Origin of the sequence: Paenibacillus sp. BK720, from assembly GCF_011761545.1 — a bacterium.
GTDB lineage: Bacteria > Bacillota > Bacilli > Paenibacillales > Paenibacillaceae > Pristimantibacillus.
This window is the reverse complement of record NZ_JAASRQ010000004.1, coordinates 249,514-267,691: the sequence shown is the minus strand read 5'-3', so window position 1 is coordinate 267,691 and position 18,178 is coordinate 249,514. Positions and strand designations below refer to the sequence as shown.

Below are 18,178 nucleotides of genomic sequence, written 5' to 3'. Positions count from 1 at the left end.
TCCATTATTGGACGGGCATTTGAATAGCTGTTCATTTTAGAAAATAATTTCCTTGATCTCATACTCGCGATCGACGGTAAGATCGATAAAGCGTTCGCCCGTCTGAATAAGCGGGCGGAAGAATTCGGTCGGGTGGGTCATGACGATGGTGCCAACCTCTCCGGATTCCAGGACGGCTTTTTTGCCGATAAAGTTAGGGATCATATGCTTGATAAAGGTATGGGTCGTATGCGCATCCAGCTCATTAAAGCTCATCTTATACAGTTCCTTCAAGACATAGAACAGGTCGCGCTTTTTCTTGTAGACGCGTTCGGAGATCATGGCGCTGTAAATATCAACGACGGCAATAAGCTTAGCCACCGGATGAATCTCGTCGCCGCGCAGGCCATGCGGATAACCGCTTCCGTCATTGCGTTCATGATGCTGAAGAGCGCTGACCGCCATCATTTCGGAATTGATCTCAAACGATTGTCGAATAATTTCATGGCCGTAAAGCGTATGCTTCTTTATTTCCTCGAATTCCTCGTCGGTTAATTTGGCGGGCTTGTCCAAGATGCTGGAAGGAATTCTGCTCTTGCCGATATCGTGAAGATAGCCGGCTTTCGAAATTTCAAGCGCTTCCAATTCTGTATAACCAAGCCAAGAGGACAGGTAATAAGATAACATGCCCACTTGCACAGAATGCTGGTACGTATAATCATCAGCCGTATTCAACAGAAGCAGCATGGAGACAACATCGCGTTCCATTTGGAAATTTTTAAGAAGAGGCTGGAAGGCCGCAGCAACCTCGTCCTGCTTGACGATCCCGCCGTCCGTTGCTTTCTGGAACAATTCCTGGAAGCCCTTGACGGCATTCTCGTAATCGGGCCGCACGTTGGGCAGCCATTTGGGATTTACTGTAGTCTCGAGTGTACGATGAGCAGGTTGCTCTGTAGTTGGCCGGTCTTCAATATCAACATAGTCAACATGATGCTGAAACAGCTTTGCAATATCCTTCTGCGCAAGGACGGTACCCTTGGACAAAACATGCAGACCGTAACCGTTAAAGGTGTCCTTAAGCAGGATATCTCCCTCTTTTAAATCTGAAATATGCAGCCTCATCGTTGCACCTCAATAGTAAATTATGTACGGTATATATGAAATAATAGTAACAATGAATGAATGTAATGGCAATAAGAGGGATGCGAAAACATGACTATTGTCCTATACGTTTAGCACCACTCTTCGAATGGACATCCATTAATCGGGCAGGGATTCAATCGGATTCCAAGGGCTTCCCTGCTGATGCCCTTTCCATTCGGAGCCGTTTTCCCAAATTTCCTTCTTCCAGATTGGAACGATCTGCTTCAGTCTCTCGATAGCGTACCGGCTTGCTTCGTAACAGGCATCCCTGTGGGGGGAGGAGACCGCTATAACGACACTGGTCTCCGCGAGGCCAACAACGCCAATCCGGTGGGAAATCGCCGTCAGCGTTCCCGGCCAGCGCTCGTTAAGCTCAACGTCAATCTGTTCCATCGTACGCACGGCCATAGGCGCATAAGCTTCATATTCCAGGCGTACCGTGCGTTGTCCATGGGTCCATTCGCGCGTGGTCCCCACAAACGCGATCGCTGCGCCATGCGCGGGCACGATAACTTTAGCGAGTACTTCATCCGAGGTGATCGGCTGCTTCGTGATGACGAATCGGCCGTCCGCGGAACTGTATTCGCCTCCGCCTGTTTCGTTTTCCTCCGGTTCCCCGCCGGAGACGGGGGGAAGGACGGCAAGCTCGTCCGAGGCTTGAATAACGGTATCGTCGGAAGCATACGTCTGATTGCAAGCCACAAACGAAATGCGCACAAGATCCGCCTGCTCCGGAAAACGGTCCGCGAGCTCCTGCTTGAGCGCCGCTACCGTCATGGAAGAGGCGTCTGTTTCTATTTGAATGACCGGGCTGCCGAAACGGTCGGAAAGCCCGGCGAATAACTGGATTTTCCAAGTATATGTCATGTTATATAACCTCTCATCGCTTAAGGGTGAACTCCGTATTAGCATACCATAATCATGTGAAAAATGTTATTCTAGTAGAAGAGAAAAGGAGTGAGAGGCATGCCCCCATTGATGGACCGTTTCGGGAGAGAACACGATTATTTGCGTATTTCGGTTACGGATAGATGCAATTTGCGTTGTTTATACTGCATGCCGGAGGAAGGTATGGAATTCGCTGATGCAAGCCATTTGCTCAGCTATGACCATATTGTAGAGGTGGTTCGGACCGCGGCGGAGCTTGGCATTACCAAGCTTCGGATTACTGGCGGCGAACCGCTTGTCCGTCCGGGCCTGGATGATCTGATCCGCAGGCTGAAGGCGATTCCCGGTATTGAGGACATCGCCTTAACGACGAATGGCATGCTGCTTGGCAAATATGCCGAAGCTTTAAAGGCTGCTGGCTTAAACCGCGTCAATATAAGCCTCGATACGCTTGATCCCGCGAGATTCAAGTTTATTGCCCGCCGCGGAGAGCTGAAACGGGTAATTGAGGGGATTGAGGCAGCCGGCCGGGCTGGCCTTGCACCGATTAAGCTGAATTGCGTGCTGCTCAAAGGCATTAACGAGGACGAAATCGCTTCGTTCCTGAAGCTGGCTTACGAGCAGCCGATGCATGTGCGTTTTATTGAATATATGCCGATTGGCCATGCGGACGATAATTGGCGTAACCACTACCTGCCACTGTCGCATGTGCTGGATACGGCAGAGCGCGAGGGTTATAAGATCGAAAGACGTTTGAACGTAAAAGGAAACGGGCCTTCCGATGATTGGCAGATGGAAGGCGGCAAGGGATCCTTTGGCCTTATTCATCCGGTTAGCGATCATTTCTGCAAGAGCTGCAACCGACTTCGCTTGACGGCGGACGGTTCGATGAAGCCCTGCCTCTATTGGGTGGATGAGCTGAATGTGAAGGCAGCGCTGGGCGATCCGGAAGCGATGCGAGGCATTTTCTACAAAGCCATGGATCTGAAGCCCGAAAATCATGAAATGGCGGCTAAGCTGGCGAATGAAGCGTTGTCGCATACGCCAACCGACCGCCGGATGTCTCAAATTGGCGGGTAACGAACCGGAGGAGGCAGGCATGACATTCTCAAATCGATCAATCCTCATTTTGCACAGCAACGATATTCATAGCCGTCTCGAGAATGCAGCAAGAATGATGTCTTATATAGAGGAGCAGCGAGCTGCTTACGGCAGCGAACCTATACTCTGCCTGGATATCGGCGATCATATGGACCGTATCCGGCTGGAAACCGAGGGCAGCGACGGTATGGTCAATGTCGAGCTATTGAACGCGGCCGGTTATGACGCGGCGACGCTTGGCAATAACGAAGGTCTTACGTATTCGAAGGATACGCTTGAGCGGGTATACCGCGAGGCGAAATTTAAGATTCTTGGCGCAAATATGCGCGAGCTCGGTACGGGTAAGCCGCCGGACTGGCTGCTGCCCAGCACGGTAATGGAGAAGAACGGAATCCGAGTCGGTCTGATAGCCGCTACGGCCCGTTACACGGACTTTTACGAGCTGCTTGGCTGGGATCTGACCGATCCCTTTGAAGCTATTGGAGAAGAAGTGAAGAGGCTAAGAGAGCAGGTGGACGTCATAGCCGTGATGTCTCATCTCGGAATTAACGTCGATAAGCAGATGGCGGAAAAAATACCGGGCATCGATCTGATCATGGGCGGACATACGCATCATCTGCTTGAGGAGCCGCTGGTTATCGGCGGTACCTCGATTTGCGCCGCCGGTAAATACGGCGAGCAGATCGGACGCATCGAGCTCGAGCTGGACGAGAGCAAGAAGCGCTTGAGTCTCCGCGCAGCATGCGTGCCGATGGCCGCCTATGCGGAGCATCCCGCAGCCGCCGCGATTATCGGCGGCTACCGCGAGGCGGGAGAGCGGCGGCTCAGCCGGGTTATCGCCCGGCTGGATGCGCCGCTGCCCGCCCTCCCCGAGCGGGAATCGCCGCTCGGGAACCTGCTGGCCGCCGGCCTGCGCCGCCATGCCGATGCCGAGATCGGCATCGTGAATACGGGGCAGCTGCTAGGCGGCCTGCAGGAAGGCGACGTGACGGAGGGGCAGCTGCATGCCCTCTGTCCGTCGCCGATTAATCCGTGCCGCATGGTGCTCAGCGGCGCGAATATCCGGGCAGCGCTGGAGGAAGCGCTGCTGCCTTCTTTTACAGGCATGCCGATCAAAGGCTACGGCTTCCGTGGCGAGGTGCTTGGCACGCTGGCGATTGACGGCATGGAGGTCGAATACGATCCATCCCTTCCGGAGTTTCATCGAATTTTGTCGATTCGCGTTAACGGCGAACCGCTCTCCGACGAGCGGGACTACGTGGTTGGCTGCATCGATATGTTTACGTTCCATATCGGCTATTTATCGCTGGGACAGGCGACGGAGGTATCCTACTATCTACCCGAATTTATCCGGGATCTTCTGGCTGCGGAGCTGCGGGAAGGCAATGGAATTACGGCATGTCACCAAGAAAGATGGAGAATATTGTCGAATTTTTAGTATAAAATGGTTGCCAAGCGTGAATTTATACCTTACATTAACAATACGGCTAGTTTTGTCCGAATAAGAATGTATAAGTGTTTTTTAGCTTAGACACCGTTTGATTAAGGGGAAGGATCAAGAACATGCGCTTGGTACCCATAACGCAATGCCAGCCTGGCATGAGACTTGCCAAAAAAATTTTCTCGGGCGACGGATTAGTCCTCTTGGGAGAAAATATGGAATTAACGAGTCGCCATATTTTCCGTTTGGAGCAATATGGAATTCATTATGTGTTTATTAAGGATCCGAGGACCGATGATATCGTAGTTCCGGAAATTATAAGCGAAAATACGATCAGTCTCGCCTTAAAGGAGATCAAGACGAATTTCCGCGCGATGATGGAATTGCCGAAGCAGAAAAAAGGCGCTACTTACCCGTACATCGCACAGCCTTTTAAACAGATCATGAATATGATAATCGACGATCTGTCCAATCATAAGGACGCCATGATCATGTTGATGAACATGGGGATTGTCGACGAATATCTCTATCAGCATTCATTGAATGTCTGCGTATATACGACATTGCTTGGCTCTGCCCACGGTTATACGAGAGACGAATTAATGAAGCTCGGAATGGGAGCGTTGCTCCATGATATAGGGAAGACGCAAATCCCGATGGACGTGCTGAAAAAGCCTGGCTCTTTGACCGATCATGAATTTCGGATGATGCGCAATCACGCCAAAATCGGCTTCGAGCTTCTGAAGGATGAGCCAAATATGCCGCTCATTGTCGCGCATTGCGCTTTCCAGCATCATGAACGGGTTGACGGCAGCGGTTATCCTCGCGGGATCAAAGGGGAAGAAATCCATGATTTCGCCAAGTGGATCGGCCTGGTTGACTCCTATGACGCGATGACGACAAACCGCGTGTACCGCGCGCCTATGCTTCCTCATCAAGCGATTGAGCTGTTGTATGCGGGCACGGGCACCTTGTACGAGCAGCACATGGTTCAGCTATTCAGGGACAAGGTGGCGATTTATCCAATCGGGATAACGGTCAAGATCCATACGGGCGAGACGGGTGTTGTGGTTGATTTCAACCACTCGTATCCGCATCGGCCAATTATCCGTCTGCTCTATAACGAAGCGGGGGAAGAGCTGGCTGCGCCTTACGAAATCGATTTATCGAAGCAGCTCAGCACGATGATCGTCAGCGTAAACGGCGAACAATCGAATGTTGGCCTGGCCTCAGGAATATAATAGGAGAAAAGGAGGCTGCATAGCCTCTTTTTTCGTTGTTTATACCTATTTCCATTTGCTTCATTCTCCTTCGAACATTACAATGGTATAAGCCATACCCAATTTAACCATGTAAGTCAGGTGCTGATATTAATGAAATTATTGAACCAGATAGATTATGCATTGAATAAGAATACCCTCACGCCATTATCTCCCCTTAACGATCCTTGGGACCCGATTCGATCCTTGCAGCAATATGGACGCCATACCTTGACCAGTGTCGAGATGACGGTATCCAACCTGTGCAATATGCGCTGCGAGCATTGCGCCGTAGGCGATACGCTGGTCATGTCGGAGCCGGCGAAGCTTCCTTTGGAGCTGATGATTAAGCGTCTGGATGAAGTGAAGCATTTGGAGACCATAAGCATTACGGGCGGAGAGCCGTCTTTCTCGGACCGTACCGTGAAGGAATACATGGTTCCTCTTCTTCAATATGCGAGAAGCCGAGGCATCCGCTCGCAGATTAACTCGAATGTCACGCTGCCGTACAGCCGTTATGAGCAGCTCGCTCCGTATCTGGACGTCATGCATATTTCGTTTAACTACACGAATGCGGACGATTTCCACCAGATTGGCTTCGCGAAGGCGGGTCATGCGGTATCCCGCGAAGCGGCTGCCAAGCTGTATGACCGGATGATTGACAATGCCAAGCGGTTAAGCGATGCGGGTGTGCTTGTATCCGCCGAATCAATGATCAACTACCGGACTCATGATCAGATTGAAGAGATTCACCGGCTAATTATCGAGATGGGCTGTCAGCGCCATGAGGTGCATCCGATGTACCCAAGCTCGTTCGCGAAGGATCTTCCGGTCTTGTCGAAGGAAGACATGCAACGGTCGATCAGCAGACTGCTCGATGCAAGGGACAAGAATGTGTGGATGCTGTTCGGAACCTTGCCGTTCTATCAATGCAGCGACAATCCGGAGGAGCGCAAGCTCTTGTCGAGACTAGCTTCGGAACCCAATGTGACGGTGCGTAATGACCCGGACGGCCGCAACCGGCTGAATGTGAATCTTTTTACCGGCGAGGTATTCGTAACCGATTTCTCCGACGTACCCGCATTTGGCAATATGAAGGATGAACAACTGGATCGATTGTTTGATCGCTGGCTTGACCATAAGCTCGCGAGAAGCGTGAATTGTCATTGTCCGGCGGCCGCCTGCTGCGGTCCAAACCTGCTGGTGAAGGACATGTATTATAAGGACATCGACTTTCACAAGAAGACAGCAATTCTTTAAGCTTCCGCGCGGAAAAGGGGACATTACTTTCGCAATTGGGCGTATGCTGATAGTGGACGAAGCTCATACGAAAGTCTTAGCCCCGCTTACATAACGGCTCGTAAAACTTTTCCAGAGGAAAGGAGGGTATCCGTTAAAGTGTCGATAAAAACGTTAGTCATGGTTGCCTTTGGACTGTTCCTGCTGTACATGCTGTTTACGGTTGGGGCGCCGTTCCTGCTTGCTCTGGTTGTCGCTATTTTCCTGGAGCCGCTGACTCAGTTTCTTATCCGCAGGCTGAAGACCAACCGTCTCATCGCCTCAACGATCTCAAGCAGCCTGTTTACCGTTATTCTAATCGGATTGATGGCGCTGCTTGGGGTTAAGGTTGTCGCGGAGCTTATCGCCTTCGCGCAGAAAGTACCTAACTATGTTGGGGATGCCAGTACATACGTAACCGACCTGGTCGAGAATGCAAGATCGCTGTACGCGAATTTCTCTCCGGATACCGTAAGCCAGATTGAGAATTGGCTGACCGATATGAGCAAGTCGCTCACGGGCATGGTAGGCTCATTATCGTCCTCCGTCATTTCTTTTGCTTCAGGGATTCCGAGCATGTTCATTTTCTTTATCGTCTTTCTGGTTGCGGTCTACATGTTCGGCTTCAGCCTCCATACGATGAAGGCTACGTTCTTAACCCTGTTTGACGAGAAATCGAGGCCACAGGTCAATGAAGTGCTGGATAATTTGAAAAGATCGATTTTTGGCTTCCTTCGCTCGCAAATAATTTTGAGTGCTCTTACTTACATCCTTTCGTTAATCGGTCTGATCATCCTGGATATCAAATATCCGCTTGCGATTGCCCTTCTTATCGTCATCGTGGATATTATGCCAATCCTGGGCACGGGTACGGTGCTTGTCCCATGGGGGACTTATCTGGTCGTAACCGGGGACTTGTATGCCGGGATCGGACTTTACGTCCTGTTCCTGTTCATGACGGTATTCCGCCGTATCGTAGAGCCTAAAATTCTGGGTGACTCGGTAGGGATCGGCTCGTTATCCGCGTTGATCAGCTTGTATGTTGGTTTTAAGCTGGTGGGCGTAATCGGGGTCTTTCTTGGACCATTGGTTGTCATTATTTACATGGCGATCCGCAAAGCAGGTTTGTTCAAAATAAATATAAAGCTATGACGTGATCCGGCAGATTCTGCCGGATTTTTTTTCGTTTGCGATTACGCGCGGAATAATTGATGTTTTTTCCGGTATTCTCCGGGGGTATACGAAGTATGGCGTTTGAGCAGCCGCGAAAAGTAATTGATATCCTGAAAGCCGCATTGTTCCGCGACTTTAACCAGAGGAAGCCTGGTATGCGCGAGGAGTTTTTTGGCGCGATCGATCTGCAAATGATGCCTGTACTGCATGGGACTCATGCCGGAATATTCCTTTAAGCAGCGCGCCAAATAGTCAAAATGATAATTTAAATCCAGTTCCATCCGTTTGGAATCGAAAGGAAGCTCGAGCTGGTCTGCCAGGTAGGAAGCTACCATTTCGCCAATTTCGTATGTCCGGGCATTTGGGCTGTTCTCCCGTATTCCATTTTGTAAGTGAATGAGAAGCTGGCCGAAGAGGATCTCTAATTCAAAGGAGCGCGAAAGAGTCAACATGCTATGCAATTTGATCATTTCTTTCAATAAGGGAACGATTGCTCGCACATTGATGGCTGCGAACTTGGGAATTTCGATGATCGCGGGGGGAGGGACGATATCCTGGTCCGTTACCTGCAGCAGGGGCTGCCGGGAGATGGACTTTTCTTTCAATAACAAAAGGTCCGACGAAGGGTATTGAAAATGAATCCAGTACACTTCAGTTTCTGATTCTGTGGGACGGTAACCACCGTGAATCTTCCCGGGTTCGAGAAGAAGCATCATTCCTTGTTCGAGTACGTACTGGATATCGTTCTCTTCCATATATAACGTACCTTTGGTGCAAATTACAAGATCGTATGCATCGAATTGGCGGCGAGCATGCACAATTCCGTTTTGCCACAGGGTATAGCCAACAGCAGTCAGTAACGGAATTGGCGGGACGGGCAGTTCGACGACCAGCATTCTATCATCTCCTCCTATTCAATGTAGATATCGTATGATTATTAGTCGTCATTGTCTGATTAACTAATTAGATAAATGAGATACAGTAGTAGATATCATACGATATCGAGTGGTTGCTAGCAATAATAAGGAGGATGGAGAAATGATAAACCCCGAGCTGGTGCGGAGACAGAAATGGTTTGTTAATCAAAGATTCGGTATGTTTATTCACTTCAATAGCGCTACCTTTCAGTTTGCCGAGACGGAAATAGAGGATTGGGAATATGCGCACGAAAATCATGACGAGCCCCGCAGATTCCCTTTCGAACCAAAGAGCTGGAGTCCGTCGGAATTGGATTGCGCGCAGTGGGCCAGGGCAGCTAAATCAGCAGGCATGAAGTTTGCCGCATTGACAGCGAAGCATCACGAGGGGTTCAGCTTATGGCCGACCCGTTATACGGAACACAGCGTGAAAAACGCAGCTATTCAGCGTGATGTCGTTAAGGAATACCTGAATGCATTCAGGCAAGAAGGCATTGCGGCGGGACTCTACTTCTCAATGCTGGATTTGCACCATCAAATCGGGCGTAGGAAGTGTACGCCAGAGGATAAGCATTTTATCAAAAATCAATTGGAGGAGCTGTTGACAAGCTATGGAGAGGTTCCGTTCATAATCATTGACGGATGGAACGCGCATTGGGGAGGTCCGAATTACGAGGAGCTTCCGTTCGAAGAGATCGATGAGTGGGTGAAGGGCTTCCAACCGCAATGCTTGCTGATGAATATCAGCTGCGAATCGACATTGGATCATACGGATATTGTCTTTTACGAGAATGCCGCGGGTCAGGAAATAGAGGATTCATTTAACGGACCGGGAGCAAGCTGCAATATTCTGACTAAGACCTGGTTCTGGAGAAAAACCGATTCGACCATGGAATTGAAAAGTACGGACTGGGTACTGCAAAAGGTTGAGGATGCCAATCTTCACAACGTCACGTTTTTATTGAACGGGGCACCAAACCAAAAGGGACTCCTCGACAAAAACATTGAAGAGCGCTTTGCCGAAATCGGGACGCGTTTCGGGCAGCCCGAAGAGCTTGTTGAGATGCCCGCGAACTTTCTTTACCGGAACTATTAATTGCCGAATTAGCGAAATACGTCCATTAATCGACGGTTATGGATGCGCAGGACCGCATTGTATTTTTAGGTCGGAAAGTAGGTCGGTCAATTCCAGGACCAATTCTCTAATACAAAAAAACCGGCTCTATTCACATGAATAGAAGCCGGATGGCCGTAATTACACCGGAGAAAGATCAGCTCTAGACGTGGCTATTTGTTCTCGCCAAATCATACTTAGGTGAGCTTAGGAGACAACAAACTGAACGATAATTGGAGTTCCTGCATCCAGGACGTCGCCTCCTGGAATGGTAATAGTAGTGGTCGTAACGGTGGACGTGTCGGCCGTTTGCATAAGACCGTTAATATAGAGATTATAATAATTGAACGTGCCCGGAAATGCTGTTGCAGCAGTACCGGCATCGTTCGTGAAAGCTGTGGCGGCAATTGCATACGTCGCGCCAGTTCCCGTTCCTGAACCGATAGTAGAAGTAAACCTTCTGCTATTTTGATAGGGTGTAACGATTGGCATTGTTCTCACCTCCCTTCCTCATTAATAAATGATAGAAGGGAGGTAGATGTGAGGGCAAATCTATCAAAATTACGAATTATGAAGGAATGATATTCGCCATAAACTGTACCGTTTCGAGTACGATTGGAGTTCCTGCAAAGATGATGCTGCTTTGCGGTGGGAAATACAGTTCGGCATAACTCACGTCATAAGAGCCGCCCGGTTGAATGATTCCGTTAATGTAGAGGTTATTGAAACTGTTCGGGCCAACTCCAGTAAACTCGGAGGTTACCGCACCATCGTCATTTGTAAATTGATTTGCAGGAATGGCAGTAGAGAACGATAAATCCAGATCGGTATCAGGGGAAAAGAAATAACGGTTTTCCATGGAAATGACTTCTACTCCAGGAACAATGATTATACCCTGTGGACCCTGAGGACCCTGTGGGCCTTGAGGACCTTGAGGACCCTGAGGACCTTGAGGCCCCTGAGGGCCCTGAGGACCCTGTGGGCCTTGAGTGCCTTGAGTGCCTTGAGGGCCTTGGGGACCTTGATTGTCTTTCTGACCTGATGTGCCTTGAGCACCTTGCGGGCCTGATGGACCGGTAGGGCCTTGAGCACCAGGGGCACCTTGCGGACCTGATGAACCGGCGGGGCCTTGAGCACCTGCAGCACCTGACGGGCCAGCTGATTCGTTCCGCCATTGTACGCTTGATGTATCATGAGACTTTTGAACCTTCTTTATTGAACGATAAAGGCAGGGTCTTTTGCAGATTGAGCGACGTCTCCTGCAACCAGATTTCTTTGGTATACCCTTTTTCTTGCATGTCCACGAGCCTTTTCTTTTTTTTGACACTCGTTTGTGCCTTCTTTTTCTTTTCAGGAGCCTTTTCTTTTTCTTCAAATCGCCCAACTCTCCTTAGTTATAAGGCATATATAATTATTTGTATGTTATTTGACCATTCCGAGAGTGGATGAATAACTACCTTACAGCAAATTAAAAGACCGTAACATTTCCCTTGAAGGCAATTATGCGTGAAGGATTGAAGCTTATTGAATCGTTTAAATAACGGTATGAATGTCTTTTATGAGACGGGTTATCTGCGTAATGGTTGTTCAAGTTTAAACAATTAAAGTAGAAAAATCCGGCAGATTTTGCCGGATTTTTTATTTTTGTGATAATGGGGAAAAGCCATCCCGGCATACAGTGATTAGGAGATGTCTAAATGTCAGGAGGGATATCCGGATGACCACCGAGAGCAATAACCGAGCGGAGAATAACGCTAACATGGCAGCTCAAGCTGTGAACAACGCTCCGAATGCGGCAAACGCTGCAAACGCCTCGAATGCAGCAGTAAATGCAGCAAACGCGGAAAACGTTGCGGCTGCAGCCAACAATGCCCCTGTTCCAAACATGGCAGCTGTAGAGAACATGGCAATGGGGATGGAAAATAAGGGATACAAGACCGCAAACAATACGAACCCGCTTAATCAGGTTCATGTGTATGAGCCTTTTATCGGTCCATGCGATCCTTGTCCGCCGATGAAGCTGAAAACCTATGTCGTGCCGCCGAACCTGTTTATCCCGTACCAGCCGCAGGGGCTGCCTCAGTACTCGATTCACGAAGCATTAAGGCGGGGGACGCTGTGGCCGGCTCTCTACAGCTCCTATCAATCCAAGTATTACTTGTAAGGATTTCTTAGGGTTATGCTTTCGAAGTAAGAATTGCTTCGCAATTCTTTTGAGGAGGTTGATTTTCTTGAGCATTGTTCTGGACGAACAATACTACAGCAAGCTGGAAGAGCTTCAAGCGATAAGTTTTGCCTTGGTGGAATTGACCCTCTATTTGGACACCCATCCGCATGATGCCCAAGCGATCCAGCAGTTTAATCAGCTTGCGATGCAGCAGCATCAATGCCGGCAGGCGTTCGAAAGCCTATACGGTCCAATGCTTCAATTCGGGAACAGCTTCTCGAATTATCCTTGGCAGTGGTCTCAAAGTCCATGGCCGTGGCAGGTGTAGTACCGAATTGAGCCTGTATTTCCACTTGAGAAAGGGGACGTGTCGAACGGATGTGGTTATATGAGAAGAAGCTGCAATATCCCGTAAAGGTAAGCAAATGCGATCCAAGGATGGCAAGATACTTAATTGAGCAATACGGTGGTGCGGATGGAGAATTGTCCGCTGCTCTTCGATATTTGAATCAACGTTATTCGATTCCGGATAAAGTCATTGGGCTATTAACGGATATCGGCACGGAAGAATTTGCCCATTTGGAAATGATTGCTACAATGGTCTATAAATTGACAAAAGACGCTACGCCTAGACAACTCGAAGAGGCAGGTTTAGGGCCACATTATGTGAACCACGACCATGCTTTGTATTATGCTAATGCATCTGGGGTTCCCTGGACCGCAGCTTATATCCAGGCGAAAGGCGATCCGATCGCTGACCTCTATGAGGACATTGCCGCCGAAGAGAAAGCGCGTGCCACGTATCAATGGCTAATCGATATGACGGATGATGTTGATTTGCAGGACAGCCTAAAGTTCCTGCGTGAACGTGAGATTGTCCATTCCCTGCGGTTTAGGGAAGCGGTGGAGATGATCAAGTCCGACTGGGGAACGAAGAAGGTATTTAAGGTGTGAGGTAGGAATTAATATCCCCGAGAAATCGATAGACAGCAGCCGATTACTTTGTCGGCTGCTATTTGTGCGTTTGGCCGTGGAAATGACTTGGGAATGAAAATCTGTCTATGATTCGCATTGTCCCACTTCGAATGGTATGAAGAGCTTACAAGGATAAGTTTGTAAGTAAAAGTACGTCTTTAAAAAAGTCGTCCAGAAGCAAATGATAAGTAGAATTTGGAGTAGTGATTTAAAGACAATATAATATAGAATGTTTAATAAAATCGACATCATGCTATCTGGGAGGTCCTTACCGTGAATGCTCTGTTGCCACATCTATCGAGGAATTCCTTGCGCTTCAAGCTGACAGCTCTGGTCATCGCTATTATTTTGCCCATACTTGCCTTGCTGCTATATAACACCTTTTATGCTATAGACGTCGTTAGGGAGCAGGTAGCGCAATCGAATAAAAATTTGATCTCGCTCTATATGGGACAGATCGATGGCCGCCTTGATGATGTCGATAATTATTTAATCAGCCTGGCGGCTACCAATTTGGATTTGCAGAGCATGCCGGACAATCGTTCTCCGCAAGAGGAGCTGTTAAGTAAAATCCGGCTGTCCAGAAAATTGTCCGATGATGTGCTGGTCTATAAAACGATTGACTCTTTGTTTGTATATACGGGAAAGGATGATTTGCTGGAAGGCATTAACCTAAGCGCCTCTTATAAGGAGAGAGAAGCGGTACGAAATTATTTGAAGAATCACCTTAATTCAACGGAGTGCCCTTCCAAGGATTGGATCGTACAAAAGCTTGGCGATGAATATTATTTGTTGCGTATTCTGGCTACTGATCATTCTTATGTAGGTGCATGGGTAGATATCAATCAGCTGCTGATGCCATTAAAGCTAATAAATCTGGGTGAAAAAGGTGTTTCTTTGATGGTGACGGATGAAGGTAAACCGACGATTCATGCGGACATTGTAAGTGAGAATCGCATCCATTTGAATCGAAGCTTCGAAAGTTATTATATGTCCGGTGATAAAAATCGTTACCTGGTTGTAGGCGAACGCTCGATGAAGGGGGATTTCAGTTTGTTAGCGCTTATTCCAGATGAACAGATACTAGAAAACCTTCCTTATTTGCAGAAGATTTCCACTATTATCACTTTGGGATCGATCTTACTGCTGCCGCTTTTCCTCATTATGCTGCGCAAAATGGTCCTGCGTCCGCTCAACCGAATCATCTCGGCAATGAAATTGATTGGAGAAGGGAACTTGAACATTCGCATACAACCTTATCGTACAAGTGACGAGTATCAGGTCGTAAACAATTCGTTTAACAATATGATGAGTCAGATTGAGGAACTGCGTATCAGCGTTTATGAAGAACAGATCAATAAGCAAAAAGCAGAGCTGCAGCATCTGCAGTTACAAATCAATCCCCATTTTTTTATGAATTCGCTAAATATCATTTATACGCTTGCCCGTTCGGGTAAGACGAAGGTGATCGAGGAGATAACGCTCTGCTTGGTTCAATATTTCAGATATATGTTCAGAAGCAATCTATCGATCGTGCCGCTTCAAGATGAGCTGAAGCATGTACGGAATTATTTGCGGATTCAGGAGCTTCGGTCGCCGACTGGACTTATTCCGTCCATTGATGTTCATGACAACGTTGCGGATGTTTACGTCCCGCCTCTTCTTATCCAGTCGTTTGTGGAAAATACGATTAAGCATGCCGTAACCTTGGATACACCCGTATACTTGTTCATTGACATTCGGATGGATCATGCCGGTGCAGCGCCGAGAGTGCATATTAAAATTAGAGATACGGGAAAAGGCTTCTCTCAGGAAATGCTTCAACTGCTTAATGGAAGCGAACCGATTCGAGACGACCAAGGCGAGCATATCGGCATTCGAAATATTCAACAGAGGCTCAATCTATTATATGAGGGACAAGCAGATATTAAATTTAACAATGGAAATCCTTCCGGAGCCGTGATTGAAATTCAATTGCCGCTCGAGCAAAACAACTTGAAGAAGGTGAAGCGTGGATGAATCTGCTAATCGTTGATGACGAAAGTATTGTAGTTGACAGCCTTTTATCGGATATTAATTGGTCTAAGCTGGGTATTACGGGCGTGTACACAGCATTCAATATTCGACAAGCGAAAGAGCTCTTCGAGGGTACGGCCATTGACATTATGCTATGCGATATCGAAATGCCGCAAGGGAGCGGATTGGATCTGCTTGAATGGGTAAGGGAACATTCGCAAACTACGGAATCAATTATAATGACTTGTCATGCTGACTTTCATTTCGCCAAAAGGGCAATGAAGCTCGGCAGCTTGGATTATATATTGAAGCCTCTTCCGTATGAGGAGCTGGAGATAGTCGTTGCGAAGGCAGCAGACAAAATTATGAAAGATAAAGAAACGGTGAACCTGGGCGAAAAGTGGTTCCGTCAACAATCCATATTAAAGGAACGATTTTGGATGGATGTATTGAATCGTTCTATTACTTTGCAAGCTTCTCATATCGAAAAAAATGCAGCGGAACGCGGTATACCGTTTTGCGCTTCCGATAAATTCGTGCCTGTGCTCATTCATATTCAAAGATGGCACAAGTCCATCAATCAACGAGATGAACGCATATTGGAATATGCTTTAAAGAATACGGCTGAAGAAATGATGAAGGGCGAATCTTCCGTCATCCAGGTTATTCCTTTTACAAAAGGGTCACTGCTCGCAATCCTATCTTTTGAAGAAGCTCACAACTATAAGGAACAAGAGCTAAACCGTCTTTGCGAGCAATATATTACCGCTTGCCGCGGGTACTTCTTCTGCGATCTCACCTGTTATATTGGAGGGCAGGTTGATGTGAACCAACTTCCCGAGCTCGTGGATGAGCTGATCGTTACCCAGAGGAATAACGTGGCACATCATAATAAAGTGATGCGGCTTGGTTACGAGCCGTTTCGCATTAGCTCGACGATCCAAAAACCGGACCAGCAGATGTGGACGGTTCTGCTGCGCGAAGGCTCAAAGCAAAAAATCGTGATGGAAGCGGAGCGTTACTTGGCCAATCTTGCAAATGCTTTCGAGCTAGACGCGAGCGCATTGTATCTTTTTCAGCAATTCATAACGCAAACTCAGTACTATATGATGAGACAAGAAGGTGCCCCTTTCCAATCTTTATTCGGAGATATCAAACTGGTGGAACTGTCCGAGAATGCAACGCGATCGGTTCCCGATTTCCTCGCATGGATTTCCGGGTTCACGGAAACGATATCCGCGTTAAAGAACGAAAAGGACCTGAATCACAGTGTGATAGAGCATATCATGGCCTATATCGCTCAGCATCTGGACTTGCCATTGACGAGGGAAGAGATCGCCCAGCAGGTGCATTTAAATCCGGATTATCTTGATCGCTTATGCAAGAAAGAGAAAGGTATGTCCGTAACGGAATTGCTTGTGTTGGAGCGTCTGAAATTTGCGGAATCGTTGCTGCTGAAAACGGAGATGCCAGTCAGCAGGATAGCTGTAAGCGCCGGATATTCGAATCTGTCGCACTTTTCGAGGAGATTCAAGAAGCATACCGGGATGAATCCTTTAGAATATAGGCTTAAGTCTCTCTCGTAGTCTAAAATCCACATAAAATGCCGACCGTTCAGGTCGGTTTTTTTCTCATTTACATCGAAATACTTTTGGTCGAGATGAGGCAAATGAAAGGTCGATCACGGAGCAGTAGGCTTGTTCCATTCGCATTACTATAGAGAATATACAACAAGTGAGTGGAGAAAAGGGAGGATTGTTCGATGACAGAGGTCGTGATGGCAGAAGAGAAGAAGATCAGCGCGAAGAAAAAAGTCATGAAACTAAGGAAGTATATGCCGCTGATGCTGATGACCCTGCCGGGTATCTTGTATTTGATTATCAACAACTATTTACCAATGTTCGGAATTGTGATCGCCTTCAAGGATGTCAATTTTTCGAAGGGCATATTGGGCAGTGAATGGATCGGCTTCAAAAATTTTGAGTATTTGTTTAAGACAAGCGATGCCTTCATCATTACGAGAAATACGATCTTGTACAACACCGCATTTATCATTATTAATTTAATTGTTGCTGTAGGTATCGCTATTCTGCTCAATGAAATTCGAAATCGATTTCTGTCGCGGTTTTATCAGAGCATTATTTTGCTGCCGCATCTTATTTCCATGGTCATTGTCAGCTATCTGGTATTCGCATTATTAAGCGCTGAAACTGGATTTATGAACAAAACCATTCTTCCCATGCTTGGGCTAAACGAAATTTCTTGGTATACGGAATCGCAATATTGGCCATTTATTTTAACCGTGATCAATGTTTGGAAAAGTGCGGGATTTCTGTGTGTTGTTTACTTAGCTGCCATAATCGGCATCGATCAGGAGTATTTTGAAGCAGCTACGCTCGACGGCGCGTCCAAATGGAAGCAAATCTCGATGATTACGATCCCTCTAATAATGCCTGTTATTACGATGATGACGCTGCTGGCGATCGGGCGCATTTTCTATTCCGACTTTGGCCTGTTCTATCAGGTTCCGCTCAACGCCGGTGCATTGAACAGCACAACAAACGTTATAGACACTTATGTCTATCGAGGCTTGATGCAGCTTGGCGATATTGGCATGTCGTCTGCTGCTGGCGTTTACCAATCGATTGTTGGTTTTGTATTAGTTCTCATTTCCAACTATGTCGTTCGTAAAATCAACAGCGATAACGCTTTGTTCTAGAGAGGAGC

General features: G+C 47.6%; 18 protein-coding genes. 12 read left to right on the top strand and 6 right to left on the bottom strand.

Translation table 11 applies throughout. The features are described from left to right. Nucleotides 1–36: 36 nt before the first annotated feature. Nucleotides 37–1,101 carry an HD-GYP domain-containing protein gene (locus FHT67_RS16860; RefSeq protein WP_132307551.1) on the bottom strand — a complete coding sequence of 355 codons (1,065 nt, stop codon included), beginning with the start codon at nt 1,099–1,101 and terminating at the stop codon, nt 37–39. A gap of 138 nt (nt 1,102–1,239) precedes the next feature. Continuing rightward, nucleotides 1,240–1,989 (bottom strand): molybdenum cofactor biosynthesis protein, encoded by a 750-nt coding sequence (locus FHT67_RS16855; protein ID WP_167200038.1) that lies wholly within the window; start codon nt 1,987–1,989, stop codon nt 1,240–1,242. A gap of 99 nt (nt 1,990–2,088) precedes the next feature. Between FHT67_RS16855 and moaA the strand changes: the two genes are divergently transcribed. From moaA to ytvI, 5 genes are all read left to right on the top strand, one after another. Next, nucleotides 2,089–3,090 carry a GTP 3',8-cyclase MoaA gene (gene moaA / locus FHT67_RS16850; RefSeq protein ID WP_132307547.1) on the top strand — a complete coding sequence of 334 codons (1,002 nt, stop codon included), beginning with the start codon at nt 2,089–2,091 and terminating at the stop codon, nt 3,088–3,090. Nucleotides 3,091–3,109: 19 nt separating this feature from the next. After that, the gene (locus FHT67_RS16845) at nt 3,110–4,549 is read left to right on the top strand and encodes a bifunctional metallophosphatase/5'-nucleotidase (protein ID WP_132307545.1); all 1,440 of its coding nucleotides are present in this window, start codon (nt 3,110–3,112) and stop codon (nt 4,547–4,549) included. Between the two features lie 125 nt (nt 4,550–4,674). Continuing rightward, nucleotides 4,675–5,793 (top strand): HD-GYP domain-containing protein, encoded by a 1,119-nt coding sequence (locus tag FHT67_RS16840; protein WP_132307543.1) that lies wholly within the window; start codon nt 4,675–4,677, stop codon nt 5,791–5,793. 132 nt (nt 5,794–5,925) lie between these two features. Next, entirely contained in the window at nt 5,926–7,071 is a 1,146-nt protein-coding gene (yfkAB, locus tag FHT67_RS16835) for a radical SAM/CxCxxxxC motif protein YfkAB (protein ID WP_167200035.1), read from the top strand. 138 nt (nt 7,072–7,209) lie between these two features. Beyond that, nucleotides 7,210–8,241: a sporulation integral membrane protein YtvI gene (gene ytvI, locus FHT67_RS16830; protein WP_132307539.1), complete on the top strand. Its 1,032-nt coding sequence runs from the start codon at nt 7,210–7,212 to the stop codon at nt 8,239–8,241. 41 nt (nt 8,242–8,282) lie between these two features. On the opposite strand, the gene FHT67_RS16825 is transcribed toward ytvI, so the two are convergent. Further along, nucleotides 8,283–9,158: a helix-turn-helix transcriptional regulator gene (locus FHT67_RS16825; protein ID WP_167200032.1), complete on the bottom strand. Its 876-nt coding sequence runs from the start codon at nt 9,156–9,158 to the stop codon at nt 8,283–8,285. Between the two features lie 142 nt (nt 9,159–9,300). Between FHT67_RS16825 and FHT67_RS16820 the strand changes: the two genes are divergently transcribed. Beyond that, nucleotides 9,301–10,275, top strand: a complete 975-nt coding sequence (locus FHT67_RS16820) for an alpha-L-fucosidase (protein ID WP_167200029.1) — start codon at nt 9,301–9,303, stop codon at nt 10,273–10,275. 225 nt (nt 10,276–10,500) lie between these two features. Here FHT67_RS16820 and FHT67_RS16815 read toward each other — a convergent pair whose 3' ends face one another. From FHT67_RS16815 to FHT67_RS30060, 3 genes are all read right to left on the bottom strand, one after another. Further along, complete coding sequence (locus FHT67_RS16815) at nt 10,501–10,785, bottom strand: DUF4183 domain-containing protein (RefSeq protein WP_132307533.1); 285 nt, start codon at nt 10,783–10,785, stop codon at nt 10,501–10,503. Between the two features lie 76 nt (nt 10,786–10,861). Further along, nucleotides 10,862–11,152 carry a DUF4183 domain-containing protein gene (locus FHT67_RS30065; RefSeq protein WP_243867308.1) on the bottom strand — a complete coding sequence of 97 codons (291 nt, stop codon included), beginning with the start codon at nt 11,150–11,152 and terminating at the stop codon, nt 10,862–10,864. Between the two features lie 29 nt (nt 11,153–11,181). Beyond that, nucleotides 11,182–11,439, bottom strand: coding sequence for a hypothetical protein (locus tag FHT67_RS30060; protein ID WP_279591570.1), 258 nt, complete (start codon nt 11,437–11,439; stop codon nt 11,182–11,184). Between the two features lie 769 nt (nt 11,440–12,208). Between FHT67_RS30060 and FHT67_RS30370 the strand changes: the two genes are divergently transcribed. The 6 genes from FHT67_RS30370 to FHT67_RS16775 all read left to right on the top strand — a co-directional run bounded on the left by FHT67_RS30370 (nt 12,209) and on the right by FHT67_RS16775 (nt 18,170). After that, nucleotides 12,209–12,457 (top strand): spore coat associated protein CotJA, encoded by a 249-nt coding sequence (locus FHT67_RS30370; RefSeq protein ID WP_132308021.1) that lies wholly within the window; start codon nt 12,209–12,211, stop codon nt 12,455–12,457. Between the two features lie 67 nt (nt 12,458–12,524). Further along, nucleotides 12,525–12,788 carry a spore coat protein CotJB gene (locus FHT67_RS16795; RefSeq protein ID WP_116394336.1) on the top strand — a complete coding sequence of 88 codons (264 nt, stop codon included), beginning with the start codon at nt 12,525–12,527 and terminating at the stop codon, nt 12,786–12,788. Between the two features lie 50 nt (nt 12,789–12,838). Beyond that, nucleotides 12,839–13,414 carry a manganese catalase family protein gene (locus tag FHT67_RS16790; protein ID WP_132307529.1) on the top strand — a complete coding sequence of 192 codons (576 nt, stop codon included), beginning with the start codon at nt 12,839–12,841 and terminating at the stop codon, nt 13,412–13,414. Nucleotides 13,415–13,708: 294 nt separating this feature from the next. Next, the gene (locus FHT67_RS16785) at nt 13,709–15,454 is read left to right on the top strand and encodes a sensor histidine kinase (protein WP_347880100.1); all 1,746 of its coding nucleotides are present in this window, start codon (nt 13,709–13,711) and stop codon (nt 15,452–15,454) included. Beyond that, nucleotides 15,451–17,037 (top strand): response regulator transcription factor, encoded by a 1,587-nt coding sequence (locus FHT67_RS16780; RefSeq protein WP_167200023.1) that lies wholly within the window; start codon nt 15,451–15,453, stop codon nt 17,035–17,037. Before FHT67_RS16785 ends, FHT67_RS16780 begins: the two co-directional genes overlap by 4 nt. 176 nt (nt 17,038–17,213) lie before the next feature. Then, nucleotides 17,214–18,170, top strand: a complete 957-nt coding sequence (locus FHT67_RS16775; RefSeq protein WP_243867265.1) for an ABC transporter permease — start codon at nt 17,214–17,216, stop codon at nt 18,168–18,170. Nucleotides 18,171–18,178: the final 8 nt, after the last annotated feature.